Genomic DNA, 24,679 nt, shown 5'->3' on the forward strand with positions numbered 1-24,679 from the left:
CGGACAAGAAGGCCCGGCACGCACCCGCGTGCCGGGCCTTCTCATCGGCCGGCGCTGGCAGCCGCCGTGTCGCCGCGGCGTGACGCTCAGCCGCTCAGCACGCCTCGCCTGGTCAACTCGGCGACCACGATCTCCGCCCGCATCTCCGCGCGCGTCATGTTCGCGGCTCGGGCGGCGTCAGGATCACGCCGGCGAATGGCTGCGGCCTCCGCTTCGTACGTGGGTAAGAACTCCTCGTGTCCCCTGGGATAGCTGCCCCAGAACCCCCGCGGAGCGAACACGCGTGCGGCGACGATCGCCGCCTGCAGCGGCGGGCCCGCGTACTCCTCAATGATGACGCTGCGGAACGCATATGCCGCCTCTTGAAACGCCGCTTGCCCGGGGCACGCTCGGATGTTCCGCAGTGCCGCGTCAAGTTCGGCCAGCACCCGCGGAGTCGGGTTGGTCGCCGCCCGCGCCGACGCGATGCAGTTCAATGCCCCATGCAACTCGTGCTGTTCACGGACGACGGCCTCATCGAACCGGCTGACAAACACCCCGCGGTGGTAACGGCTGGCCAACATCCCCTGCTGTTCAAGCTGGTCGATGCCCTGCTGAACCGGCAGCCGGCTGACGCCCAGGGCCGTTGCGATCGCGTCGCGGTTGAGCCGGTCACCGGTGCGCAGCTCGCCGGCCAAGACCAGGTCGACGATATGATTGACGACCAGGTCCTTTTCTTTGACTCCGTATTTCTTCGGCATCGGCGGGCCTAGCCAGGAGCCACTTCTGACGCCTCCTCGGACGAACCGAGCTGTGGCGGAAACGATTCCAACAACCTCGACGGTGCCCGGGTGAAGTCTTCGCCGGCGGGCTCGCTACATGAGCCCATGGCCAGCTCAGGCGAAATGAAATTCCCGAAACTCATTTCTCGCCCCTAAAGCATGCGCCGTTCGATCGTCTCACCGTAGCTGGGGCCTACGACGGCAAAGCGACCAGGCCCGATAATGCTCGTCAATCCGACAGGAGCCCGTCGAGCACGCCTCGCATGGACAGCTCGGCGAAAACGACCTGGGCCTGCAGCTTCGCTCGGTTCATGCACGCCGTCGTTGCGGCCTCCGGGTCGCGCTGCTGGATCGCAGCAGTTTCAGCTTCATAACTGGGCAGGAACTCCTCGTGGGCGTTGACGTAGCTCCCCCAGAATCCGCGCGGCACGAAGACTCGGGCCGTGCTGATCGCCGCTTGCAGCGCCGGGCCGGCATATTCCTCGACGATGATTCGGCGGAAAGCGTAGGCCGCGTCTTGGAACTCGGCCGGTTTCTTGTTGGCGCGCAGGTCCCGCAGCGCCGCGCGCAATTCGGCCAAAACACGCGGAGTCGGGTTGGTTGCCGCCCGCGCCGACGCGATGGCGTTCAACGTTCCGTGCAACTCGTGCTGTTCGCGAACGACGGCTTCGTCGAACCGGCTGACAAACACGCCACGGTGATAACGGCTGACCAGCATCCCCTGTTGCTCGAGTTGGTCAATCGCCTGCTGAACGGGCAGCCGACTGACCCCCAGAGCCCCCGCAATCGCATCGCGGTTGATGCGGTCGCCAGAGCGCAGCTGCCCCGCCAGCACCAGGTCGACGATGTGATTGACGACCAAGTCCTTCTCTTTGACTCCGTACTTCTTGGGCATGGAGTGACTCACCTGGAACTTCCGCGAAACTCATTACGACACAGGATCGGACGAAAGTATCTGTGGCACCCGAGATCCCGAGGTATTCACCCGATACCACATATTCGGACGAGACGACACTTTCTAGGTGAACAGTAGCGCAGCGAAATTCTCGAGGTGGAAGTGTTGGCCGGCGACGCGGATGTTGTGGCACGTCCATTCGGCGGTCGTTCTGCTCCGAAACCCCGGTGTCACGGCTGTGCACCGCGATTCTGGGCCGAGCAGTCCAGACACCATGGTCACGGGGTCCAGCCGGCGGCTCGGTCATTAAACACCCCCCGCGCCGCCAGCTCGGCGAGCACCACATCGACATGCCACGCCACCCGGTTCACGCAGGCTCCCCGGGCCGCCTCGGGGTCCCGGCTGCGGATCGCCGCCGTCTCGGCTTCATAGCTGGCCACGATCTCCGCCGTGTAGTCGTGGTAACCCGTCCAGAACCGAGTCGGCAGCAGGTCTCGCGCCGCGCTGATCTCCGCCCGCAGCCGAGGGCCGGCGTACTCGTCGACGATGATCGTGCGGTACTGCCCGGCCGCCTCCCCGAACGCCGGACCCTGCGCGAGGCGCATGGCCTGCATCGCCGCGGCCAGGTCGGCGAGGACCCGGGGAGTAGGGTCGGCCGCCGCCCGGGCCGACGCCATGCCGATCAACATGCCGTACAACTCATGGTGTTCGCGCACCACGGCCTCGTCGAAGCGCTCGACGAACGCGCCGCGGCCATAGTGGGTGAGCACGAACCCGTCGTGTTCGAGTTGGGCCACCGCCTCGTGAACCGGCAGCCTGCTCACCCCCAACTCCGCGGCGATCGCGTTGCGGTCGATGCGATCACCGCCGCGCAGCTTCCCGGTCAGCACCAGGTCGATGATGTGCGCGACGACCAGGTCCTTCTCTTTGACCCCGTACTTCTTCGGCATCGCAACACCTAGCCGGATGCGTCGTCTGACGTCTCCCCCGACGAATCTGATTGCGGCAAAAGCTCTTCCAGGGCCGACCGGGCGATCCGGCGAAAGGCCCGCTTGGGCCGGTTGGCGTCCAGGATGGCCACCTCGAGGGTGCCCGGACCGAGCTCGCGCTGCTCGGCACCGTTACCGGTGTCGGTCTGCTTGAGCGCGTTGACGGCGATGCGCAGGGCGTCTGCCAGGGCCGCGTTCTCGGTGTAGGACTCCTTGAGCGCGGCGATCACCGGTTCGGTGGTGCCCCCCATCACCACGAAATGCGGTTCGTCGGTGATCGACCCGTCATAGGTGATCCGGTACAGCTCAGGCGCTTTGGCCTGCCCCTGGTAGGCCACCCCGGCCACGCACAGCTCGACCTCGTAGGGCTTGGCCTGCTCGGTGAAGATCGTGCCGAGGGTCTGGGCGTAGACGTTAGCCAGCTGGCGGGCGGTCACGTCGCGACGGTCATAGGCATAGCCGCGGGTGTCGGCGAACTGGATGCCGCCGCGGCGCAGGTTCTCGAACTCGTTGATCCGGCCGGCGGCGGCGAACCCGACCCGGTCGTAGAGCTCACTGATCTTCTGCAGTGAGCGCGAAGGGTTTTCGGCGACGAACAGCACCCCGTCGGCATAGGCCAGCGCCACCACGCTGCGGCCGCGGGCGATGCCTTTGCGCGCCAGCTCGCCGCGCTCCCGCATGGCCTGCTCGGGCGAGATGAAGTACGGGAAGCTCATTTCTTACCCCGCTTGGTCTTCGTCCCCGGTTCCCCTCCGCGAGTTCGGCTCTCGATGATCTCGCGAGCCAGCTCGGCGATGCGCTCCTCGGGAACGTCGACGGCACCATCGGCGCCGATCGTCACCGCCGTCGGGTAGATGCCGCGCACCAAATCCGGCCCGCCGGTGGCGGAGTCGTCGTCGGCGGCATCATACAGCGCCTCGATGGCCACCCGCAGCGCCGAGTCCGCGTCGGTCACCTGCGCGTAGAGCTTCTTCATCGACGACTTGGCGAACAGCGATCCGGAGCCCACCGCCTGGTAGCCCTCCTCCTCGACGTTCCAGCCACCGGCGGCGTCGAACGACACGATGCGCCCGGCGTGCTCGGCGTCGGCCTCGTCGATGTCATAGGCCACCAGCAGCGGCAGCGCCAGCAACCCCTGCATCGCCGCACCCAGGTTGCCGCGCACCATGATCGCCAGCCGGTTGACCTTTCCGGCGAACGTCAGCGGCACCCCTTCGAGCTTCTCGTAGTGCTCCAGTTCGACCGCGTAGAGCCGGGCGAACTCGACGGCGATCGCCGCGGTGCCGGCGATGCCGGTGGCGGTGTAGTCGTCGGTGATGTAGACCTTCTGCACATCGCGTCCGGCGATCATGTTGCCCTGCGTGGAGCGCCGGTCCCCGGCCATCACCACACCGCCGGGATACTTCAGCGCGACGATGGTGGTGCCGTGCGGCAGCTCAGCGGCCGCGCCCGCGGGCAGGCCCGCGCTGCCCGTCGGCAACAGGTCCGGGGCCTGACGGCGCAGGAAATCGGAGAACGACGACAGGTCTACCGGGCTGGACGGCATTCCCGGAAGCGCGGAATTGGCAGGTAGGCGGTCATGGAAGGGCCAGCTCACTGGCCGCCCTTTTGGACGTATGCGCGCACGAAGTCCTCCGCGTTCTCTTCCAGCACGTCGTCGATCTCGTCGAGCAGGTCGTCGGTCTCGCCGGTCAGCTTCTCGCGACGCTCCTGGCCTGCGGCCGCGGGACCGGTGGGGTCGTCCTCGTCGCCCCCGCCACCGCCACGCTTGGTCTGCTCCTGAGCCATCGCTGCCTCCTGCATCTCCATCGGCTTGCGCATCACGCGCACGTCGGTTTCTCCACCCTACCGGTCGATGCCGGTGTTGCTGGCGGGCTTAGGTGGTGAGTTGTTCGACCAGCTCAGCGGCGCTGTCCACCGAGTCCAGCAGCGCCCCGACGTGGGCCTTGCTGCCGCGCAGCGGCTCCAGGGTAGGGATCCGCACCAGCGACTCCCCGCCCAGGTCGAAGATCACCGAGTCCCAGCTGGCCGCGGCGATATCGGCGCCGAACCGGCGCAGGCACTCGCCGCGGAAGTAGGCGCGGGTGTCGGTCGGGGGGTTGTCCACCGCGTCGAGCACCTGCTGCTCGGTGATCAGCCGCTGCATGGAGCCGCGGGCGACCAGCCGGTTGTAGAGGCCCTTGTCGAGGCGGACGTCGGAGTACTGCAGATCGATCAGGTGCAGCCGCGGCGCCGACCAGCTGAGGTTCTCCCGCTGCCGGAAGCCTTCCAGCAGGCGCAGCTTGGCCGGCCAGTCCAGCAGGTCGGCGCACTCCATCGGGTCGCGTTCGAGCTGGTCGAGCACCCGCGCCCAGGTCTCCATGATGTGGTTGGCGCGCGGATCCGGATCGCGGGCGTCGACCAGCTTGGCCACCCGGTCGAGGTAGATCCGTTGCAGCGCAAGGCCGGTCATCTCGCGGCCGTCGGCCAGCGCCACGGTGGCCCGCAGCGTCGGGTCGCGGCTGATCACGTGCACGGCGCGCACCGGGCGGGCCAGGGTCAGATCACTCAGGTCGATGCCGTGCTCGGGCCCCTCCTCGACGAGGTCGAGCACCAGCGCGGTGGTACCAAGCTTGAGATACGTCGATGTCTCGGCCAGGTTGGCGTCGCCGATGATGACGTGCAGCCGGCGGTACTTGTCGGCGTCGGCGTGCGGCTCATCGCGGGTGTTGATGATGCCGCGTTTGAGCGTGGTCTCCAGGCCGACCTCGACCTCGATGTAGTCGGCGCGCTGGGAGAGCTGAAAGCCCGGCTCGTCGCCGGCCGGTCCCAGTCCGACCCGGCCGGACCCGCAGATCACCTGGCGGGACACGAAGAACGGGGTCAGCCCGGCGATGATCGCCGAGAACGGGGTCTGCCGGCTCATCAGGTAGTTCTCGTGGGTGCCGTAGGAGGCGCCCTTGTTGTCGATGTTGTTCTTGTACAGCTGCAGTTTGGCCGCGCCCGGCACGCTGGCCACATGGCGGGCGGCGGCCTCCATCACCCGCTCGCCGGCCTTGTCCCAGATCACCGCGTCCATCGGGTCGGTGACCTCGGGCGCGGAGTACTCCGGGTGGGCATGGTCGACGTAGAGCCGCGCCCCGTTGGTCAAGATCATGTTGGCGGCACCGACCTCGTCGGCGTCGATGATCGGCGGTGGCCCGGATGAGCGGCTCAGGTCGAAGCCGCGGGCATCGCGCAGCGGGGACTCCACCTCGTAGTCCCACCGGGTGCGCTTGGCGCGCGGGATGCCGGCCGCCGCGGCATAGGCCAGCACCGCCTGCGTGGAGGTCAGGATCGGGTTGGCGGTCGGATCCGACGGTGAAGCGATGCCGTACTCGACTTCCGTCCCGATGATCCGTTGCATGAGTTAGAGCCTAGGCGAGGCGGTCAGTCGCAACGCGGGCGCTGGTCCCGGTCGACAGGGAGTCACGGCAGTTGCCCCCGGGAGTCGGGCAGTGCGCGAACCTCGCCGCCCTCGGCGCGGACGAGTTGCGCCAGCGGTGGATCGGCGGTTGCCAGCGGCCGGTTGGCCGATAACGCGGCTGCCGCAGCCACACAGTCGGCGAGACTGACCGGCATCCGCACGCGGTGGTAGTGGCGCGCCCGCAGGCGTCCCGCCAGCATTCCGATCTCTGCTGACACCGCGTCGAGCTGCATCCCGGTGTGGGCCAACAACGCCAGATCGGCGTGCACATCGTCGGCGTCGCGCCCGTAGACCCGCACCAGCTGATCGAGCACCTCGGCGGCGTTGACTGCGCTCAGCAGCGTCGGTCCCGCCAGGAGTTCGGCCACGGCGCCGGCGGCGGGCTCGTCGCGTAGGTAGGCCAGCACCGCGTAGGCGTCCAGCACGATCATCGGTCGGCGGCGCCCCGGTTTTCGTGCTCGGCCTCGCTGGCACGTTCGGCGGCCCGCGCCTGTTCGAGGCTCGGCCCGGGCCCGGCATGCGCACCGCGCAACTGCTGCAGCGGTTCGGCCGGGATCGGGCGCACGATCGCGTAGTCGCCCCGATCGATCACCAGGACTGAGCCGCTTGCCCAGCGATGCCGCAGCTCCGCGGGGAGCGACATCTGTCCGTTGCGAGTCAGTTTCGCTTGAACGGCGTCCATACAGTCATCATACGAAATGCCCCCAACATAGTATGTTCAGCGTCGCTCACCATGCATCAGGCCCGGGCGGTACGTAGGGTCCGGTGGGCCATCTCCTGGGCCGCGGCGATGATGGCGTCGGCATCCGGTTCGGTATCGCCCAGGTACGCAGCGTTCAGCAGACCGTCGACGGCGTAGTACAACAGTGCGGCCGTGGTGGGCGGGTCGGCCACGGTGACGGCCCCGGCGTCCACCGCGGCTGCGATGGCGTCGGCCAGCAGCGTGATGACGTTCGAATCGGCCAGCCGCAGCTGGCGCAATCCGTCGCCGGAGGCTTGGGAGAACACCGCGCGGTGCAGGGCCGCGTTGGCGATGTCGTAGCGAATCATCTGCTCGATCAACGCATCCAGCGCTGCCGGCCAATCAGGTGCGGCGGGCGTCGCGGTGGCGAGCTGCTCTTGCACGGTGGCCAGGAAGGCATCGAGGTAGTCGGCCCACAGCTTGGCCAGCAGGTGATCTTTGGAATCGAAATACAGGTAGAACGTGCCCTTGGCGACCTGCGCGGCGGCGGTGACTTTATCCACCGTCAACTCGGTCGGCCCGTCGGCCAACAACAGTGCCCGGGTTACGTCCAGTAGCTGGCGTTCGCGTTGCGCCGCGGGCAGCGTCGTGCGCCGCCGCCCAGATCCGCGCTGCACCAAGGCACCTCCCTCCCGAGTCGATCGCGTTGACAGCCGCGTAAGCCCACAGCTACGGTAGCATGACTGACGGTCAGTCAGTTGCGCGAAGCGGTAGGCAAAGGAGGTTCGCAGTGGCAACAACGACGGCAGCGACCGGTCAGGACGTCACCGAGAGTCGCACCAGCGCCCTGAGCCTGATGGCACTCGGCCGGGTGATCCTCGCCGGCATCTCACTGGTCGCACCGCGGGGGTTCGCCCGCATGCTCGGCGTCGCGCCCTCCCCCGAACTCACCTACATGACCCGGATCTATGCCGCGCGAGCATTCGCGATGGGCCTGGGTTACCTCACCAGCGGCACCGCGGAACGGCATCGCTGGAAGCGGCTCGCCCTGGTGGTCGACACCACCGACACCGTCAACGGCGTCGGCCACCTGGTGCGCCGCGACCTGCCGCTGCGCGCGGCACTGAGCATGGTCGCGCTGACCGGGACCTATGCGGCGATCGGCGCGACCAAAGTCGCAACCGAACAGCTCCGGTAGATCCCGCGATTACAGGTACTGGCCCAGGTTCGACTCGGTGTCAATCGCCCGGCTGGCGCTGGAGCTCTTGCCGGTGACCAGGGTGCGGATGTAGACGATCCGTTCGCCCTTCTTACCCGAGATCCGTGCCCAGTCATCGGGATTGGTGGTGTTGGGCAGATCCTCGTTCTCAGCGAACTCGTCGACGATCGAGTCCAGCAGGTGCTGGATGCGCAGCCCCGGCTGGCCGGTCTCCAGCACCGACTTGATCGCGTTCTTCTTCGCCCGGTCGACGACGTTCTGGATCATCGCCCCGGAGTTGAAGTCCTTGAAGTACATGACCTCTTTGTCACCGTTGGCGTAGGTGACCTCTAGGAACCGGTTGTCGTCGATCTCGGCGTACATCCGGTCGACGACCTTCTCGATCATCGCCTTGATGCAGGCCGCGCGGTCCCCGCCGAACTCGGCCAGATCGTCGGCGTGCACCGGCAGGCTCTCGGTGAGGTACTTGGAGAAGATGTCCTGGGCGGCTTCGGCGTCCGGGCGCTCGATCTTGATCTTGACGTCGAGACGGCCGGGCCGCAGGATCGCCGGGTCGATCATGTCCTCCCGGTTGGAGGCGCCGATCACGATGACGTTCTCCAGCCCCTCCACGCCGTCGATCTCACTGAGCAGCTGGGGAACCACCGTCGTCTCCACGTCCGAGGAGACACCGGTGCCGCGGGTGCGGAAGATCGAGTCCATCTCGTCGAAGAACACGATCACCGGCGTGCCTTCGGAGGCCTTCTCCCGGGCCCGCTGGAAGATCAGCCGGATGTGACGTTCGGTCTCGCCGACGAACTTGTTCAGCAGCTCGGGGCCCTTGATGTTGAGGAAGTACGACTTGGCCTCGTGGGCGTCGTCGCCGCGCACCTCGGCCATCTTCTTGGCCAGCGAGTTGGCGACCGCCTTGGCGATCAGCGTCTTACCGCAGCCGGGCGGCCCGTAGAGCAGCACACCTTTGGGCGGGCGCAGCGCGTACTCCCGGTACAGCTCCTTGTGCAGGAAGGGCAGTTCCACGGCGTCGCGGATCTGCTCGATCTGGCGGCCCAGGCCCCCGATGTCGCCGTAGCTGACGTCGGGCACCTCCTCGAGCACCAGGTCTTCGACCTCGGCCTTCGGGATGCGCTCGAAGGCGTAGCCGGCCTTGGTGTCGACCAGCAGGGAGTCGCCGGGGCGCAGCTTGCGGGGGCGCCGGTCATCCGACATGGCGTCCGGGTCGCGCTCGGGCAGGTCCTCGGCGACCAGGGGCTCGGCCAGCCACACGATGCGCTCCTCGTCGGCGTGGCCCACCACCAGGGCCCGGTGGCCGTCGGCGAGCACCTCGCGCAGCGTTGAAATCTCGCCGACCGCTTCGAAGGCGGTGGCCTCGACCACGGTCAGGGCCTCGTTGAGCCGCACCGTCTGGCCCTTTTTCAGCACCGAGACGTCAATGTTCGGCGAGATGTTCAGCCGCATCCGGCGCCCGGAGGTGAACACGTCGACGGTCTCGTCGTCGTGGCTGCCCAGCAGTACCCCGTAGCCACTGGGCGGCTGCCCCAGCCGGTCCACCTCTTCACGCAGGGCCAGCAGCTGCTGCCGTGCGTCTTTGAGGGTGTCCATCAGCTTGGAATTGCGCGCGGTCAGCGAGTCGATGTGCGCTTCGAGCTGCCGCACGTCGCGCCCGACCCGCGCGCTGTCCTGCGGTGTGTTGTCCAGCTGCTCGCGCAGCACTGCAGCCTCGCGGCGCAGCTCCTCCAGCTCGGCCAGGTCATCGTCGGGCATGCCCGGCCCCCTGGACGCGTCGAAGGCCTCTGAACGCCCTGGCTCTCCCATGTTGTCCATGTTGCGCTCCTTTCCCGAACTGGAAGTTGAAGCGACCGATACCTCAACGCTACCGGCCATTGTGCATTCGCGCGCACAGTGGCAATCCGACACACCGAGAAACGCTGTTAGCCTGGTTTCCGGAATCGGGTGATCGAAAGGACTTCAGTGAGCGTGAAATCCCTAGCCACAGGTGTTGCAGCGGCCGCACTGATCGGCGCCGCGGGCACGGCTGTGAGCTGCCTGGCAACCGTTGCTCCCGCTGCCGCCCAGGCTCCGGTGACGGTGTTCTTCGCGCCCCTGCCGCTGGACCCGGCAGTTGACGTGCCCGCCCCGGAACAGTTGACCGACGTGCTCAACACCCTCGCCGACCCCGGTATCCCCGCCGCCGGCAAGTCCCACCTCATCGAGGGTGGCCTCGGCCCCGTCGAGAGCAGCCTGATGGACCGCAAGATGGCCAAGGCCGCCGCGAACGGCAAGTTCCCGCTGGCGATCAGTGTGGCCAACATCGCCCCGGCCGGCCCCGGTGCCGCCACGGCCGATGTCACCGCCTCCGGGCCGAGGATGGAGCCGCGCTCGGTCAACCTGATGTTCGTGGACCAGGGCGGCTGGAAGCTGTCCAAGACGTCGCTGATGACGCTGTCGCAGATGACCTCGTCGAACTGATCACGTCTGGATGTCCCGGCAGCGCCTCGCGTTGAGCACCGCCCTGGCGGCGGTGCTGGCGTTGTCGGGATGCGCCGACCACCGGCAGGCGGCCGAGCCGGCTGCTGAGGTGCCGTCGCCGCCGTCGACGACGACGGTGCTTGCGCCGGTTTCGGCGATGCCGGCGCCGGAAGCCCTGACCGACGTGCTCTACCGGCTGGCCGACCCGGACGTTCCCGGCGCAGACAAGGTGACCCTGATCGAGGGCGCCAAACCCAGCGACAGCGCAACCATCGACAAGTTCGCCACCGCGCTGCGAGACGGCGGATACCTACCGCTGAATTTCGACGCCGCCGGACTGACCTGGTCGGATCGCCACCCGGGCAATGTGACCGCCGACGTCACCGCCAACACCGCCAATCCCGACACCGGCGCGTTCACCTTCCCGATGGAGTTCACGCCGCACGACGGGGCCTGGCAGTTGTCCCAGGAGACCGCCAAGACGCTGCTGGCGTTCGGCAAGGCGCACGCCGGCTCCCCAGCGCCCGCCGCACCTCCGGCGCCCTAGCCATGTGGATCGGCTGGTTGGAGTTCGACCTGCTGCTCGGGGACGTGCATTCGCTCAAGCAGAAGCGGTCGGTGGTGCGCCCGATCGTCGCGGAGTTGCGACGCAAGTTCAATGTCTCAGCGGCGGAGACGGATTCGGCCGATCTGCATCGGCGCGCCGGTATCGGGGTTTCCGTCGTATCCGGCGAGCGCGGTCATCTGGTGGAGGTGCTCGACGCCGCCGAGCGGCTGGTGGCCGCCCGACCGGAGATCGAGCTGCTGTCGGTGCGCCGCAGGTTGAGCCGCAGCGACGACTGAGGGTGTGCCGCTGGCCGATTCAGTCCCCGGTCTGATCGGCCGGGACCTCGCATTCATCGCCCTGCAACCGGATCGGCGCCGGGTCGTTCTTCGGCGTGTTGGCCGGGCCGTACGGCGAGGGAATGGCGGTGACCCGCAGTTGGGCGGGGATGGGGTCGGGCAGTGCGGCGAGTTGACCCCGGTCGGTGGGTTCGTCGGTTGGGGCGTACAGGGCGCCCTCGGGGTAGTAGGTGGTGTGTTCCGGCGGTAGGTGAGCGCCGACCAGTGGCAGGTAGTCGTTGCCCAGCCAGGTCAGCCAGACCGGATTGGCCGGCAGGCCCAGAATGCCGTCGGCCGCGCGCAGGGAGCCGTGCTGGTCGCGGCCGGGGTCGGGTGGACCACTCAACCTGTGGTTACGCAGCACTTCGGCGACCGCGAGGACGCTGCCGCGGCGGCGCGCATAGGTGACGAAGAAACGCCGGACGGTGTTGCGCCACCGCGGATCGTCGAGCGGCGCGGCCAGCATTTGCAGACGGTCGAGGAGGTAGCCGCCCCACGGCGGGGCGAACAGGCCACCCGAGCGGCACGGGCTGCTGGCGAGGAACGTCTGCGATTCGTACCGCTCGCCGAAGCGGCCGAACTCGGTGATGAACGGGCCTTCGCCGTCGCGATCCAGCCGGTAGGGATAGGGCTCATATCCACCGTAGCGTCGCGGCAGAGCTTCGGGGAAGAGCTTTTTGGCCAGTTCCAGCCAGAGCGCCGGGGCCGGGGGCGCCGACGCCGGCGAGTACCACTCCAGTTCGAGCAGTCGGACGAATTCCGTGGTGGGACGGGGTATTTGACGCGATTTCTTGGCGCCCAGGACATCCTCGGTTTGCTCGTCGACCGCCACCCCGCGCGCGGCTTGTGCGAGGGCCTTGGCGAAGCGGCACGCCGGCGCGATCTCGGTGGGAGTGCTGCCCTCGACGATGACCTGCCAGCTGGTCGTCGGATCGAGAACGAGCGGAACGACGTCGTCGGGCAGATCTTCGGGTTCGATGCGGTGGGGCCCGAACACGGTGAACGAGTAGTTCCGCCGTTTGCCGCGCAGCACGCTGATCTCACCGCCACCGCCATCACCGACCGACAGGCCCGGGATGGATTCGACCAGGGCGTTCAGTCCGTCGGCGCCGATGTGGTCGGCGGCATACACCGTGAAGTCGTAGGACATTGCGATCGACGCTAACCTCGCGGCAACTAGCCGTCGGGCAGCTTGGCCAGGGTTTTGGCGGCCAGTTTGCGCCATACCTCGTGCTCGTCATCGAGATATACCGCGACGGCCTCACGCACGCCCGTAGCCCGCTGACGAACCAGCGCTGCCATCGCATCAGTCCGGGTAGCCGGATCGGCCAACTGGCTGACCACAATCCGCTTGGCCTCCTCGGTTTTGAACTGACCCAGCCACCGCACCAGCACTCCTTTTGTGGAAAAAACCTTGTCGGACAGGATCAACTCGGCCACGCGCTCGAAATCGGAACGGTCGCAGGCTTCCGCCAATGCAAAGCCGGCGACCTCCAGTTCCAAATTGCTCAGCGCCGGCTCGATATCGAACTGGTGAAAAAGAATTTCCACAGCATCGCGATTCCCCTTGGCGTGCTTGGTGATCAGATTACGCATGAGTCCTAACCGCATCGCCTTGCGCGGTTCGCCCGGCGGGACACGTTCGTCGAGATGTTGCAGCCAGTCCACCATGATCGCCACCGCTTGCGGATAGTCGGTCGGCGAGTTCACCAACTCCCACACGGTGTCCTCTGGAATACCCGCCGCGTCGAGCTCGTCCTTCATCGCCCGGCGGTACTCGGGCCACGTTTCCGGGTCGGGTCCGTACTTCATGACAGGTTTATGCTCTCGTCGATCACCACATCCAATCCTGGATATTTCTCTTCCAGGGTCCGTTCTACATTGCCGACGTCGGTTCGTCCCTTGTCGACGACGATCACCATCTTGTATCCGTTCTCCTGCGCCCACTGAGCCATGTCCCGGAGCTGCTGGGTAGCGCTCAACTTCTTGACGTTCTTGACCTCGCGCATCACATGGTTTTCGTCATCGATTTCGTCGGGGATGCGAGTTCGGACTTGGCCGGTCTCTGGAACCGTGACCCGGATCGGCCGCTTTTTCTTGGGGTCGATCCCCGCCCGTTGTTCGGCCCGAGAGCCCTTGCGCCGGTTGTCGTTGACCCGCTCGGCCGGCGTCGGGTCTACCCGGCGCGGCACCAGATCCAGCAGCGTCTTCGCCGCCGGCAGCGCCGTGCTCATCGACAGAGACACCGCGCCCAGATCAAGCATCGTCGTCGCGGCGGTGGTCCGCAGCGCGGTGTTGAGGTTGTTGATGGTGGTGACCGCCATATTGGTGGCTACCTTCATGACCGAGCTGCGGAAGGGCCACAAATACGGCTCATCGAGGGTTTGCTTGAGTGCATACAGTTCTGCCACCAGCAGCTTCATACCGAACTTGGTGGTTTCCATCTTGTCGCCGTAGCCTTTGGACGCCCGCGCCAGGTCGCCGCAGGCGCCGGCCACGTCGGTGTTGAGGACTCTGGCTTCGTTCATCCGGGCCGTCACCACACCGATCTCGGCGGCGTCCACCCCGGTGATCAGCGCAAGTTCCTGCGGGCTGGCCTGATCATCGACCGCCACCAGGTCATGTCCGAAAGTGGTCCACCCCGACGAAGCCGCCCACAGCCGATCCGGATGACCGTTGGGCCAGCCGTCGGTGATCCGGTCGCGCACCAGATCCCAGTGCGGCGGCTCGGGGTCGTCGCCACCTTTGACGGTGCCCAGATCCACCGCCGCACCCAAGAACGTGCCGGCGGTCTCCCCGGCCGGAGAGATCGGATCACCGAACTCGTTCTGCCGGTTCAGCGTTGATGCTTCCTCGGTCTGGTCGTGGTTGATTCCGTTCTGGCGCAATAGGTTGCCCAGGTTGTGAAACACGTTGACCAGCCGATACGCCACTTCCCCGGCACCGTCGGCCGCGGAATCGTACGCCGTCGCCCACTGCGGCCCGACCCCGTTGCTGCCGGCCGCGTTGGAAGTATCCACCCCGCCAAGCTTTCCCAGGGCCGCGGCGGCGGTGTCACTGTCCTGTTTATAGACCACGGCAGCGTCGTAGAACAGTTCGGGATCGACATCAGTGCTCACGCCACGGCTCCGTTGGCTAACCGCCCCACATGGCGGTGTTGACCTGCGCGTTGTGGGTGTAGTTGTGATGGGCGATCTGGGCGTTGCGCTGCATGGCGGACACCAGCTCGTTCATATCGTCGGCCCAGCGCTGCCAGCCGTGCACCGTGTCGAGGAAGGCGTCGAAGGCGATGCCCGCCCAGTCGTGCTGCAAGCCGTTGAGCCCCTCCGCCACCGCGTCGAGCCGGTGCTTCATGACCCCGCAGAACTGCCGCATCGCGTCGGCCGCATCGAGCAGCTCCTCTTCGCTGACGGTGCGCCGTACCATGATCAGAGCCCGCTGTTGCCGGGGACCGAGCGGCTCACCTCGTTGAACGCCTGCACCGCGGCTTGCTCCATCTGGCCGTAAGCCGAGGCTGCGGCCGCCAGTGACTTCCCGATCCAGCCCAGATCCTCGATCATACTGCGGCACTCTTCGCTGATTTCCGCCCAGACGTCCAGATACGCCGGGGCCGCCGTGCCGCCGGTCCAGGTGCTCGCCAGGCTGTCCATCCGGGTGCGCAGCCCGGCCAGCCGCTGCCCGATCTCCTCGGCAGCGTTAGTGGCGTTCTTGGACTGGACAGCCAGTGCTTCGACCTGTACCCGGATGATGTCTGCCATACCTACCCGCCGCCCTCAACCGATGCCGTGCTGACAGGTTACCGTTGAGGTCGATCTGACAAGGAGGCAATCAGCCGATGCCGAGCTGGCGCGACACCGTGACCGAACAGGCGCAGGCGGACCTTGACGGACTCGCCGACGCCGCGGTCGATTTCGCCCTGGAAAGCATTGCGGCCAGCGGTGAGTTCCTGCCGTTCGCGCTGGCGGTATCGGTTGACGGCGACCGCGAGGTGATCGCGCCCAACTACCCGACGTCGGCCGAGTTGACGGTCGTCGAACAACTGGCGGCGCACTGGCGAGCGGTAACCGAGGTCAAGGACAGCTTGCGGGCCGCCGCGGTCGCCTTGAACGTCACGTTGACCGAGCGTCGCTGCGACGGGATCGAGATCAGCGTCGAACACCGTGAGGGCGCGGCGATCGGACTGATCTTTCCGTACACGATCGGCGCCGACGGCGCCGCGGAGCTGGAATCACCCTCGGCGCACGCGATGAGCCCACGCATTTGGGGCGCGTGAGCTTCACGTCTCGTCGGATTCGGTGAGGGCCGCAGCGATCTGCTGCTCCAGCTCGGACAGATCCTCGTCCGCCGACACCGCCGCGAAATCGCTTGCCGCCCACATCGCCTCGTTGATCCGTTCGGTGACGTCGTGGGCTCCGAGGTTCATAATCCGATCATCGAGGATGCGCAGGTCAACGAGGCGACGCTGGGCGTTGACGCTCGCCTCGACGGTGCCCGCAGAATCGGTCGCGACGAACAGGTACTTGCCCGACTGCTCGCTGGCGCGTTCCAGCAGAGACCGCACAGCGCGCAACTGCGCGACTACGCGGGCGACCTCGGGATCAGGCAGCACAGTGCCAACCTAACCCGCCGCTCACACCGGGCGTTTGCGTCCCCGCCGGGTCGGGGCCACCGTGCCGGGTGCCAGCCGGCGGGCGGTGATCAGAAAGGCGGTGTGGCCGCGCATCGCATGCTGCGGGCGCACCGCCAGGCCGACGACGTTCCAGCCGCGCTGCAGCGTCTCCCACGCCCGCGGCTCGGTCCAGCACTGCTGCTCGCGCAGCGCCTCGACCACCTGCGAGAGCTGGGTGACGGTGGCGACATAGATCACCAGCACCCCACCGGGAATCAGCACCCGCGACACGGTGTCGAGCACGTCCCACGGCGCCAGCATGTCCAGCACCACCCGGTCGATCGACCCGGCATCCATATCGCAGCCGGCGACATCGCCCATCACCAATTGCCAATTGTCCGGCAGGGACCCGAGGAAGGACTCGACGTTGCGGCGGGCATGCTCGGCGTGGTCGTCGCGCAGCTCGTAGGAGATCACCCGGCCCTCCGGCCCGACGGCCCGCAGCAACGACAGCGTCAGCGCGCCGGAGCCGGCGCCGGCCTCCAGCACCCGGGCCCCGGGGAAGATGTCGCCCTCGTGGATGATCTGCGCGGAGTCCTTGGGGTAGATCACCTGCGCTCCGCGCGGCATCGACATCACGTAGTCGACCAGCAGCGGGCGCAGGACCAGGAACGGTTCACCGTTGGCGGACTTGACCACGCTGCCGTCCGGCAGCCCGATCACCTCGTCGTGCGGGATCGCGCCGCGATGGGTGTGGAAGTCACCGCCGGGGGCCAGCACCGTGGTGTAGCGGCGGCCCTTGGCGTCGGTGAACTGAGCCCGATCGCCCGCTTGAAAGATCCCGGATTCCGACACAGCCGTTAACCCTACGCAAGGCTGTGCTGCGCGGGCTGTCGGCGCATGCCCGTAAGGTTCCCGGGTATGAGCAAGCCGGCGTTGTCCCCCTCACGCGCGGCCGACTTCAAGCAGTGCCCGCTGCTGTACCGCTTCCGGGCGATCGACCGGCTGCCCGAGCCGCCGTCGGCGGCACAGTTGCGCGGCTCGGTGGTGCACGCTGCGCTGGAGCGGCTCTTCGCGCTGCCGGCGCCGCAGCGCGGCCCCGAGGCGGCCCAGGATCTGATCGCCCCGTCCTGGGACGAGCTGATCGGCGCCGAGCCGGGCCTGGGTGAGGGTCTGGACACCGGCAAGCTGCTCGCCGAGGCCCGCAAGCTCCTGTCCGGCTACTACCGGCTGGAGGATCCGCGCCGCTTCGATCCGCAGAGCTGCGAGCAGCGCGTCGAGGTCGAGCTGGCCGACGGGACCCTGCTGCGCGGTTTCGTCGACCGCATCGACGTCGCCGGCTCCGGGACGCTGCGGGTGGTCGACTACAAGACCGGCCGAGCGCCGTCGAAGGCCCGCGTGTCGGCGGAAGCCAAGGCGCTGTTCCAGATGAAGTTCTACGCGGTGGCGCTGCTGCGATCTCGCGGGGTGGTGCCCGCGCAGCTGCGGCTGATCTATTTGGCCGACGGGCAGCTGCTGGACTACTCCCCCGGCCATGACGAGTTGCTGCGGTTCGAGAAGACCCTGATCGCGATCTGGCGCGCGATCCAGACCGCCGGCGCCACAGGAGACTTCCGCGCCAAACCGTCGCGGTTGTGCGACTGGTGCGCCCACCGTGCGCTGTGCCCGGCGTTCGGCGGCACCCCGCCCGCCTATCCCGGCTGGCCGGCGGAGAGCGCAGCATGAACGCCAGCTACTACCGGCGGGCGCAGGGCTCCGGCCCGGGGGTCTACGACTCCACCGATCTCACCCGCAGCAACTGGGGAGCGCACCTGCAGCACGGTTCACCGCCGCTGGCGTTGCTCACGCGCGAGATCGAGCGGCTGCTCGCCGGATCGGGTCAGCGGATCGCCCGGCTGAGCCTGGACATCCTGGGGGCGATACCGGTGGCCCCGGTGCGGGTAGCGGCCCGGGTGCAGCGGCCCGGACGGCGGATCTGCCTGCTGGAAGCCGAAATGCACGCCACCGACGATGACCGGCCGGTGGCGCGGCTGAGCGCCTGGGCGCTGGCGACCGCGGACACCGCCGCGGTGGCCGCCGACCGGCATCCGAGCCTGAGCGAGGGGCCGGCGCTGCCACCGCCGGACTGGTTCACCCGGGCCAGCGGCTACGCCCAGTCGGTGGATTGGCGCATGCAGCCGGACTCCCCCGACGGCGCCGCGGTGTCCTGGCTGAGTCCGCAGGTACATCTCGTCGACACCGAACCGACCACCGCGCTGCAGCGGCTGGCGATGGTGGTCGACTCGGCGAACGGCGTCGGCGCCGCCTTGGACACCGACGAGTACATGTTCATGAACACCGACACCGTCGTCCATCTGCACCGGTTGCCCACCGGGCAGGACTTCGGCCTGCGGGCTCGCGCTTCGATCGGACCGGACGGCGTCGGGGTCACCACCGCAGAGCTGTTCGACCGCAGCGGATTCATCGGGACCTCAGCGCAAGCACTGCTGGTGCAGCGGCGCTGAATGCCTCAGTTCACACCACCGCGGTGAAAGCGGCGATCGCGACACCGCCCAGCACCGCGACACTGTCCTCCAGCAGTGCAATCGGCAGGTCGTGGCCATGGGACGCCGCCAGGCGGGTGCGCGCTGCGTAGCCGCCCAGGGTGCCCAGGACCGCACCGATCAGGCCCGCGCCGAGCGCCGACCAGGTGAACGCCCACGCCGTGCCGATAACGGCGCCGGCGAAGGCGCCCAAGACAAGTCGGGCGGCGAACGACGGCGCTGCGGTGCGGGCCGGCGTCTTGGGAAGCTTGTCGGTGATGAGTTCGCCGACCGCCAGCACCGTCAAGATGGTGACGGTCACCGGGTGGCTCAGCCACTGGACCCAGGTGCCGTCCAGGTTGATCCAGTGCAGCGCGGCCGCCCACGCCACGACTGCCGGCGCGGTCAGCGCACGCAGGCCGGCGACGGTACCGATCAGCAGGGCAAGGAGCAGCACGAGGAAATGCGTCACGAGAGCCTCCTAGGGTCTCCCGGACGCTAACACGTCGACAGCGCGCCTACCTGCACTGATCAAAATCGGCAGAATCGGATGTCCGAGGCCAGGATGGCCTTGGCTCCGATGGCGGCCAGTTCGTCCATGATCGCGTTGACCTCCCGACGCGGCACCAGCGCGCGGACCGCCACCCAGTCGGGGTCGGCGAGCGGGGCGATGGTCGGCGACTCCAGGCCGGGGGTGATCGCGGCAGCCCGGTCGAGCACCGCACGCGGACAGTCGTAGTCCAGCATCAGATACTGCTGGCCGAACACCACGCCCTGCACCCGGGCGGCCAATTGGTCACGGGCGGCGGCAGTCTGCGCGCTGCGACCGTTGGACTCGGCGCCCTCGATCAGCACCGCTTCGGAATCACACAGCGACGCACCGAAAGCCACCAGGCCGTGCTGACGCAGGGTGCGCCCCGAGCCCACCACATCGGCGATCGCATCGGCCACCCCGAGCTGGATCGAGATCTCCACCGCTCCGTCGAGCCGGATGACGGTGGCTTCAATTCCCTTGCCGGCCAGGTCTTTGCGAACCAGGTTGGGGTAGGCGGTGGCAATCCGCTTGCCGGCCAGGTCCGCGGCGGTCCAGTCCCGGCCCGCTGGTGCGGCGTAACGGAACTTCGACGACCCGAAGCCCAGCGCCAGCCGCTCGGCCACCGGCGCCCCGGATTCAGCGGCCAGATCCCGGCCGGTGATGCCGAAGTCGAGCTGACCCGACCCGACATAGATGGCGATGTCCTTGGGCCGCAGGAAGAAGAACTCGACCTTGTTCACCGGGTCGATGACGGTCAGGTCCTTGGCATCGGAGCGGCTGCGGTAGCCGGCCTCCGACAGCATCGCCGCCGCGGATTCACTGAGCGCCCCCTTGTTGGGGACGGCGACACGCAACATGCTCACAGCTTCCGGTAGACGTCGGACAGTGTCAGCCCGCGCGAGATCATCAGCACCTGGGTCCAATACAGCAGCTGACTGATCTCACCGGCCAACGCGTCGTCGGACTCGTGCTCGGCGGCCATCCATACCTCGCCGGCCTCCTCCAGAATCTTCTTGCCGACGGTGTGTACCCCGGCGTCCAGCGCGGCCACGGTGGCGCTGCCGGCCGGTCGGGTGGCGGCGCGCTCACCGAGCTCGGCGAACAGCTCCTCGAAGGTCTTCACGAGCAGGGATTGTTTCATGCGCCGTCAGGTGCGGTCACGTCGGTTTCCGGCGACGGCCCGCTGCGGTCCGGCCAGATCGGCGTGAATTTCGGCCAGGTCCGCCGGCTGCAGACCGGCCAGGGTGGCCACCTGCTGGCGCCGCGGCCCGGGCGGCACCGGGATCGCATTGGGCGTCACCAGCACCGCGCAGCCGGCCGCCTCGGCCGCGGCCGCGCCGGTCGGTGAGTCCTCCACGGCCAGGCACCGCAGCGGATCCAGCTCCAGCAGCGCGGCCGCCCGCAGGTAGGGATCCGGCGCCGGCTTGCCGTGGGGAACCTCGTCGCCGCAGACCACCGCCGAGAAATAGTGGCGCCCGATGGTGTTCAGCGCCCGCTCGGCCAGCGGCCGCGGGGTGTTGGTCACCAGCGCCATGGGCACGGCGGCGGCGGCCAGCGCATCGAGCAGCTCCCGGGCCCCGTCGCACCAGGGCAGGCCGGTGTCGAACAGTCCGGCGGTGTAGTCGTGCAGCCAGTTCGCCGAGTCCGCCATCGCCGCCGGGTCGAGCGGCAGGCCCAGGTCGTCGTAGACGATGCGCATGGTGTTCTCTGCGGCGCCGCCGACGGTGGCCGCCCGCACCTCCGGAGTCAGCACCCCGCCGAGCCGGTCGTAGAGCGCCTCCATCGCGACATCCCAGAGCTTCTCGGAGTCGACCAGGGTGCCGTCCATGTCCCAGAGCACCGCGCGCAGGGCTCAGTCCTCCGGGTTGTAGGCGAGGTTGGAGGACAGCCAGCGCTCACCTTCGCGCAGGGTCCAGCCCTTGCGCTTGGAGTAGTCGGCGACCTGGTCCTGGGCCATCCGGCCGACCACGAAGTACTGCGACTGCGGGTGCGAGAAATACCAGCCGCTGACGGCGGCGCCGGGCCACATCGCCATCGACTCGGTCAGCTCGATGCCGGTCCGCTCGTGGACGTCCAGCAACTTCCACAGCGTCGCCTTCTCGGTGTGCTCCGGGCAGGCCGGGTAGCCCGGAGCGGGGCGGATGCCCTGGTACTTCTCGGCGATGAGTGCGTCGTTGTCCAAGGCCTCGTCGGGCTGGAATCCCCAGAACTCCTTGCGAACCCGCTGGTGCATCCGTTCGGCGAACGCCTCGGCCAGCCGGTCGGCAACCGACTCCAGCAGGATCGCGCTGTAGTCGTCGAGGGCCGCCTTGAACTCCGCGATCTTCTCGCCGCTGCCCAGCCCCGCGGTGACGGCGAAACCGCCGATGTAGTCGGCCAGACCGGTGTCCTTAGGCGCTATGTAGTCGCCCAGCGACCGGTTCGGGATGCCGGCGCGGTGCTCGCCCTGCTGGCGCAGGTGGTGCAACGTGGTCAGCACCTCGGTGCGGCTCTCATCGGTGTAGACCTCGATGTCCTCGCCGCCGGGGATGGCGTTGGCCGGGAAGAACCCGATCACCGCGTTGGCCCGCAGCCACTTCTCCCTGATCAGGGTGTCGAGCATCTGCTGGGCGTCGTCGTACAGCTTGCGGGCGGCCTCGCCCGACGCCGGATTGTTGAGGATGTCCGGGAAGCGGCCCTTCATCTCCCAGGCGTTGAAGAACGGCTGCCAGTCGATGAACTCGCGCAACTCGGCAAGGTCGTAGTCCTGAAAATCCCGGACGCCCAGCCCCTGGGCGGGCACCGGCGGCGTGTAGCCGTCCCACTCGATCGGCGTCCGGTTGGCGCGGGCCTTCTCCAGCGGCACCATCGGCCGCTCGTTCTTCTGAGCGTGCCGTTCCCGCAGGGCCGCATAGTCTTTCTCGGTCGCCTCCAGCAGCGCCGGCCGCTGCTTGTCGTCGAGCAGCGCGGCAGCGACGGGCACCGAACGCGAGGCATCTTTGACCCAGACCACCGGACCGCTGCGCCGCGGCGAGATCTTCACGGCCGTGTGGGCGCGCGAGGTGGTCGCGCCGCCGATCAGCAGCGGGATCTGGAGGCCTTCGCGTTCCATCTCGGCGGCGAAGTTGGACATCTCGTCCAGCGACGGGGTGATCAGGCCGGAGAGGCCGACCATGTCGGCGTCGTACTCCTTGGCCGCGGCCAGAATCTTGTCGGCGGGCACCATCACCCCGAGGTCGACGACGGTGTAGTTGTTGCACTGCAGCACGACCCCGACGATGTTCTTGCCGATGTCGTGGACGTCGCCCTTCACGGTTGCCATCACGATGGTGCCGTTGGTGTGCTCGGCGTCCCCGGGCTGCTTCTCCGCCTCGATGTAGGGCAGCAGGTAGGCCACCGCCTTCTTCATCACCCGCGCCGACTTCACCACCTGGGGCAGGAACATCTTGCCCGCGCCGAACAGGTCGCCGACGACGTTCATGCCGTCCATCAGCGGGCCCTCGATCACCTCGATCGGCCGACCGCCCGCGGCGGCGATCTCGGCCCGCAGCTCCTCGGTGTCGTCGTCGACATGGGCATCGATGCCCTTGACCAGGGCGTGGGTGATCCGTTCGCGGACCGGGAGGCTGCGCCATTCGGCCGCCGCGGGATCTTCGGACTTCTCGGAGGAGTTGAACCGTTCGGCGATCTCCAGCAGCCGCTCGGCAGCGTCCGCGCGCCGGTTCAGCACGACGTCCTCAATGCGCTCCCGCAGCTCCGGGTCGATCGAGTCATAGGGCACCAGCGCGCCGGCGTTGACGATGCCCATGTCCAGGCCGGCCTTGATGGCGTGGTACAGGAACACCGCGTGGATCGCCTCGCGCACCGGGTTGTTGCCCCGGAACGAGAACGACACGTTCGAGATACCGCCGGAGATGTGCACCCCGGGCAGGTTCTCCTTGATCCAGGCGCAGGCCTCGATGAAGTCGATCCCGTAGGTGGCGTGCTCCTCGATGCCGGTGGCCAGCGCGAAGCAGTTCGGGTCGAAGATGATGTCCTCGGCGGGGAAGCCGACCTGTTCGGTCAGGATCCGGTAGGCCCGCCCGCAGATCTCCTTGCGGCGCTCCAGGTTATCGGCCTGGCCCTGCTCGTCGAAGGCCATCACGACCACGGCGGCGCCGTACTTGCGGCACAGCCGTGCCTCGCGGATGAACTTCTCCTCGCCCTCCTTCAGGGAGATCGAGTTGACGATCGGCTTGCCCTGCACGTTCTTCAGGCCCGCCTCGATGACCTCCCACTTGGAGGAGTCGATCATCACCGGGACGCGGCTGATGTCCGGCTCGGCCGCGACCAGTTTGGTGAACCGGTCCATCGCGGCGACGCCGTCGATCATGCCTTCGTCCATGTTGATGTCGATGACCTGCGCACCGACCTCGACCTGCTGCAGCGCGACCGACAGTGCGGTGTCGTAGTCCTCGGCCTTGATCAGGTTGCGGAACCGGGCGGAGCCGGTGATGTTGGTGCGCTCACCGATGTTCACGAACAGCGAGTCGTCGGTGATGTTGAGCGGCTCCAGGCCCGAAAGCCGGGTGGCCACCTCGATGTTGGGCAGCTCGCGCGGCGGCTTGCCTTCGACGACCTTGGCGATCTCGGCGATGTGCGGCGGCGCCGTTCCGCAGCAACCCCCGACGATGTTGACCAGGCCGGCGTCGGCGAAGTCGGCGATGTAGCCGGCCTGCCGCTCCGGGGTCTCGTCGTACTCGCCGAACGCATTGGGCAGGCCGGCGTTCGGGTAGCAGGAGATGAAGGTGTCGGCGATCCGCGCCATCTCGGCGATGTAGGGGCGCATCTCCGGCGCGCCCAGGGCGCAGTTGAGGCCCACCGCGATCGGCTTGGCGTGCCGGATCGAGTTCCAGAACGCCTCGGTGACCTGACCGGACAACGTGCGCCCGGACGCATCGGTGATGGTGCCGGAGATGATGACCGGCCAGCGGCGTCCGCGGTCCTCGAACAGCGTCTCGACGGCGAACACTGCGGCCTTGGCGTTCAGCGAATCGAAGATCGTCTCGATCAGAATGATGTCGGCACCACCATCGACCAGGCCGTTGGCGGCTTCGAGGTAGGCGGCGACCAGCTGGTCGTAGGAGACGTTGCGGGCACCGGGGTCGTTGACGTCCGGGGAGATCGACGCGGTCCGCGTCGTCGGCCCGATGGTGCCCGCCACGTAGCGGGGCTTTTCCGGGGTGCTGAACTCGTCGGCTGCCTTGCGGGCCAGGGCGGCACCCGCATAGTTCAGCTCATAGCTGAAGTCCGCCATGTCGTAGTCGGAGAGCGAGATCGCGTTCGCGTTGAACGTGTTGGTCTCCAGGATGTCGGCGCCCGCCTCGAGGTATTCGTGGTGGATGCCCTCGATGATCTGCGGCTGCGTCAGGGTGAGCAGATCGTTATTGCCCTGCAGTGCGGTCGGCCACTCGGTGAACCGATCGCCGCGATAGCCCGCCTCGTCGGGACGGTCCCGCTGAATCGCGGTGCCCATCGCGCCGTCGATCACCATGATCCGCCGCCGCAGGGCAGCCGTCAGCTCGTCGGTGCAGTCGGGCCGGATGTTGGGCTCAAAGGTATTCACGCGGCTCCTTCCGTGGCGGAAGGCGTCCTTAACTCTGTCGAGCGTGGCGGCTACCGGAAGAGACCGGCGAACCGTTGCAACGCCTCTCGA

30 protein-coding genes are annotated in these 24,679 nt (G+C 67.8%); 7 read left to right on the forward strand and 23 right to left on the reverse strand.

Going from position 1 to position 24,679, the window contains the following annotated elements:
• Positions 1–86: 86 nt before the first annotated feature.
• The 10 genes from AC5Y4Q_RS19455 to AC5Y4Q_RS19500 form a co-directional block, all read right to left on the reverse strand.
• Positions 87–740 (reverse strand): GntR family transcriptional regulator, encoded by a 654-nt coding sequence (locus AC5Y4Q_RS19455; RefSeq protein WP_064920270.1) that lies wholly within the window; start codon positions 738–740, stop codon positions 87–89.
• A gap of 250 nt (positions 741–990) precedes the next feature.
• Positions 991–1,656: a GntR family transcriptional regulator gene (locus AC5Y4Q_RS19460; RefSeq protein ID WP_125224977.1), complete on the reverse strand. Its 666-nt coding sequence runs from the start codon at positions 1,654–1,656 to the stop codon at positions 991–993.
• A gap of 278 nt (positions 1,657–1,934) precedes the next feature.
• The gene (locus tag AC5Y4Q_RS19465) at positions 1,935–2,606 is read right to left on the reverse strand and encodes a GntR family transcriptional regulator (RefSeq protein ID WP_064920269.1); all 672 of its coding nucleotides are present in this window, start codon (positions 2,604–2,606) and stop codon (positions 1,935–1,937) included.
• Between the two features lie 8 nt (positions 2,607–2,614).
• A complete protein-coding gene (prcA, locus tag AC5Y4Q_RS19470) occupies positions 2,615–3,361 on the reverse strand; it encodes a proteasome subunit alpha (protein ID WP_064920268.1) in 747 nt (248 codons plus the stop codon).
• A complete protein-coding gene (gene prcB, locus AC5Y4Q_RS19475) occupies positions 3,358–4,242 on the reverse strand; it encodes a proteasome subunit beta (protein ID WP_125224979.1) in 885 nt (294 codons plus the stop codon). Before prcB ends, prcA begins: the two co-directional genes overlap by 4 nt.
• On the reverse strand, positions 4,239–4,433 hold the full coding sequence (locus AC5Y4Q_RS19480) for a ubiquitin-like protein Pup (protein ID WP_013828730.1): 195 nt from the start codon (positions 4,431–4,433) through the stop codon (positions 4,239–4,241). Before AC5Y4Q_RS19480 ends, prcB begins: the two co-directional genes overlap by 4 nt.
• Positions 4,434–4,521: 88 nt before the next feature.
• Positions 4,522–6,030, reverse strand: coding sequence for a depupylase/deamidase Dop (dop, locus tag AC5Y4Q_RS19485; protein ID WP_064920266.1), 1,509 nt, complete (start codon positions 6,028–6,030; stop codon positions 4,522–4,524).
• 62 nt (positions 6,031–6,092) lie between these two features.
• Entirely contained in the window at positions 6,093–6,521 is a 429-nt protein-coding gene (locus tag AC5Y4Q_RS19490; protein ID WP_064920265.1) for a PIN domain-containing protein, read from the reverse strand.
• A complete protein-coding gene (locus AC5Y4Q_RS19495) occupies positions 6,518–6,772 on the reverse strand; it encodes an AbrB/MazE/SpoVT family DNA-binding domain-containing protein (protein ID WP_064920264.1) in 255 nt (84 codons plus the stop codon). The genes AC5Y4Q_RS19490 and AC5Y4Q_RS19495 overlap by 4 nt, the downstream gene beginning before the upstream one ends.
• 56 nt (positions 6,773–6,828) lie before the next feature.
• Complete coding sequence (locus AC5Y4Q_RS19500; protein ID WP_499960039.1) at positions 6,829–7,449, reverse strand: TetR/AcrR family transcriptional regulator; 621 nt, start codon at positions 7,447–7,449, stop codon at positions 6,829–6,831.
• A 113-nt stretch (positions 7,450–7,562) separates the two neighbouring features.
• Between AC5Y4Q_RS19500 and AC5Y4Q_RS19505 the strand changes: the two genes are divergently transcribed.
• Entirely contained in the window at positions 7,563–7,970 is a 408-nt protein-coding gene (locus AC5Y4Q_RS19505; RefSeq protein WP_499960041.1) for a hypothetical protein, read from the forward strand.
• Between the two features lie 9 nt (positions 7,971–7,979).
• Here the strand turns inward: AC5Y4Q_RS19505 and arc are convergent, their stop codons facing one another.
• The gene (gene arc, locus AC5Y4Q_RS19510; RefSeq protein ID WP_064920297.1) at positions 7,980–9,803 is read right to left on the reverse strand and encodes a proteasome ATPase; all 1,824 of its coding nucleotides are present in this window, start codon (positions 9,801–9,803) and stop codon (positions 7,980–7,982) included.
• 156 nt (positions 9,804–9,959) lie between these two features.
• Between arc and AC5Y4Q_RS19515 the strand changes: the two genes are divergently transcribed.
• The 3 genes from AC5Y4Q_RS19515 to AC5Y4Q_RS19525 are packed head-to-tail and all read left to right on the forward strand — an operon-like array spanning position 9,960 to position 11,300.
• Positions 9,960–10,457: an MTB12 family secreted protein gene (locus tag AC5Y4Q_RS19515; RefSeq protein ID WP_064920262.1), complete on the forward strand. Its 498-nt coding sequence runs from the start codon at positions 9,960–9,962 to the stop codon at positions 10,455–10,457.
• 10 nt (positions 10,458–10,467) lie between these two features.
• The gene (lppK, locus tag AC5Y4Q_RS19520; RefSeq protein ID WP_125224980.1) at positions 10,468–11,004 is read left to right on the forward strand and encodes a lipoprotein LppK; all 537 of its coding nucleotides are present in this window, start codon (positions 10,468–10,470) and stop codon (positions 11,002–11,004) included.
• A gap of 2 nt (positions 11,005–11,006) precedes the next feature.
• Positions 11,007–11,300 (forward strand): DUF503 domain-containing protein, encoded by a 294-nt coding sequence (locus AC5Y4Q_RS19525; protein ID WP_065018890.1) that lies wholly within the window; start codon positions 11,007–11,009, stop codon positions 11,298–11,300.
• A 19-nt stretch (positions 11,301–11,319) separates the two neighbouring features.
• Here the strand turns inward: AC5Y4Q_RS19525 and AC5Y4Q_RS19530 are convergent, their stop codons facing one another.
• From AC5Y4Q_RS19530 to AC5Y4Q_RS19550, 5 genes are read right to left on the reverse strand one after another with little or no spacing between them, the layout of a single operon-like run.
• The gene (locus AC5Y4Q_RS19530; RefSeq protein ID WP_125224981.1) at positions 11,320–12,489 is read right to left on the reverse strand and encodes a hypothetical protein; all 1,170 of its coding nucleotides are present in this window, start codon (positions 12,487–12,489) and stop codon (positions 11,320–11,322) included.
• 26 nt (positions 12,490–12,515) lie between these two features.
• Positions 12,516–13,151, reverse strand: a complete 636-nt coding sequence (locus AC5Y4Q_RS19535; protein WP_064920258.1) for a HEAT repeat domain-containing protein — start codon at positions 13,149–13,151, stop codon at positions 12,516–12,518.
• Positions 13,148–14,458 carry a putative toxin gene (locus AC5Y4Q_RS19540; protein WP_125224983.1) on the reverse strand — a complete coding sequence of 437 codons (1,311 nt, stop codon included), beginning with the start codon at positions 14,456–14,458 and terminating at the stop codon, positions 13,148–13,150. The genes AC5Y4Q_RS19535 and AC5Y4Q_RS19540 overlap by 4 nt, the downstream gene beginning before the upstream one ends.
• Before the next feature lie 16 nt (positions 14,459–14,474).
• Entirely contained in the window at positions 14,475–14,765 is a 291-nt protein-coding gene (locus AC5Y4Q_RS19545; RefSeq protein ID WP_064920256.1) for a WXG100 family type VII secretion target, read from the reverse strand.
• Between the two features lie 2 nt (positions 14,766–14,767).
• Complete coding sequence (locus AC5Y4Q_RS19550; RefSeq protein WP_125224984.1) at positions 14,768–15,097, reverse strand: WXG100 family type VII secretion target; 330 nt, start codon at positions 15,095–15,097, stop codon at positions 14,768–14,770.
• Between the two features lie 77 nt (positions 15,098–15,174).
• Between AC5Y4Q_RS19550 and AC5Y4Q_RS19555 the strand changes: the two genes are divergently transcribed.
• On the forward strand, positions 15,175–15,612 hold the full coding sequence (locus tag AC5Y4Q_RS19555) for a hypothetical protein (RefSeq protein WP_064920254.1): 438 nt from the start codon (positions 15,175–15,177) through the stop codon (positions 15,610–15,612).
• 3 nt (positions 15,613–15,615) lie between these two features.
• On the opposite strand, the gene AC5Y4Q_RS19560 is transcribed toward AC5Y4Q_RS19555, so the two are convergent.
• Together AC5Y4Q_RS19560 and AC5Y4Q_RS19565 are read right to left on the reverse strand one after the other, a co-directional pair.
• Positions 15,616–15,948, reverse strand: coding sequence for a YbaB/EbfC family nucleoid-associated protein (locus AC5Y4Q_RS19560; protein WP_125224985.1), 333 nt, complete (start codon positions 15,946–15,948; stop codon positions 15,616–15,618).
• 21 nt (positions 15,949–15,969) lie between these two features.
• On the reverse strand, positions 15,970–16,803 hold the full coding sequence (locus tag AC5Y4Q_RS19565) for a tRNA (adenine-N1)-methyltransferase (RefSeq protein WP_125224986.1): 834 nt from the start codon (positions 16,801–16,803) through the stop codon (positions 15,970–15,972).
• 45 nt (positions 16,804–16,848) lie between these two features.
• Between AC5Y4Q_RS19565 and AC5Y4Q_RS19570 the strand changes: the two genes are divergently transcribed.
• Both AC5Y4Q_RS19570 and AC5Y4Q_RS19575 read left to right on the forward strand, forming a co-directional pair.
• On the forward strand, positions 16,849–17,673 hold the full coding sequence (locus AC5Y4Q_RS19570) for a RecB family exonuclease (protein ID WP_064920251.1): 825 nt from the start codon (positions 16,849–16,851) through the stop codon (positions 17,671–17,673).
• Positions 17,670–18,452, forward strand: a complete 783-nt coding sequence (locus AC5Y4Q_RS19575; protein ID WP_065018889.1) for a thioesterase family protein — start codon at positions 17,670–17,672, stop codon at positions 18,450–18,452. The genes AC5Y4Q_RS19570 and AC5Y4Q_RS19575 overlap by 4 nt, the downstream gene beginning before the upstream one ends.
• 10 nt (positions 18,453–18,462) lie before the next feature.
• On the opposite strand, the gene AC5Y4Q_RS19580 is transcribed toward AC5Y4Q_RS19575, so the two are convergent.
• The 5 genes from AC5Y4Q_RS19580 to metH are packed head-to-tail and all read right to left on the reverse strand — an operon-like array spanning position 18,463 to position 24,589.
• A complete protein-coding gene (locus AC5Y4Q_RS19580) occupies positions 18,463–18,942 on the reverse strand; it encodes a DUF4126 family protein (protein WP_064922408.1) in 480 nt (159 codons plus the stop codon).
• A 59-nt stretch (positions 18,943–19,001) separates the two neighbouring features.
• Entirely contained in the window at positions 19,002–19,862 is an 861-nt protein-coding gene (gene hisG / locus AC5Y4Q_RS19585) for an ATP phosphoribosyltransferase (protein WP_064922407.1), read from the reverse strand.
• Positions 19,863–19,864: 2 nt separating this feature from the next.
• Positions 19,865–20,146 (reverse strand): phosphoribosyl-ATP diphosphatase, encoded by a 282-nt coding sequence (locus AC5Y4Q_RS19590; RefSeq protein WP_064922406.1) that lies wholly within the window; start codon positions 20,144–20,146, stop codon positions 19,865–19,867.
• A 6-nt stretch (positions 20,147–20,152) separates the two neighbouring features.
• On the reverse strand, positions 20,153–20,854 hold the full coding sequence (locus AC5Y4Q_RS19595) for an HAD family hydrolase (RefSeq protein WP_064922405.1): 702 nt from the start codon (positions 20,852–20,854) through the stop codon (positions 20,153–20,155).
• A gap of 3 nt (positions 20,855–20,857) precedes the next feature.
• Positions 20,858–24,589 carry a methionine synthase gene (gene metH, locus AC5Y4Q_RS19600; RefSeq protein WP_064922404.1) on the reverse strand — a complete coding sequence of 1,244 codons (3,732 nt, stop codon included), beginning with the start codon at positions 24,587–24,589 and terminating at the stop codon, positions 20,858–20,860.
• Between the last annotated feature and the right edge of the window lie 90 nt (positions 24,590–24,679).

This window comes from Mycobacterium sp. NGS16 (assembly GCF_059813225.1).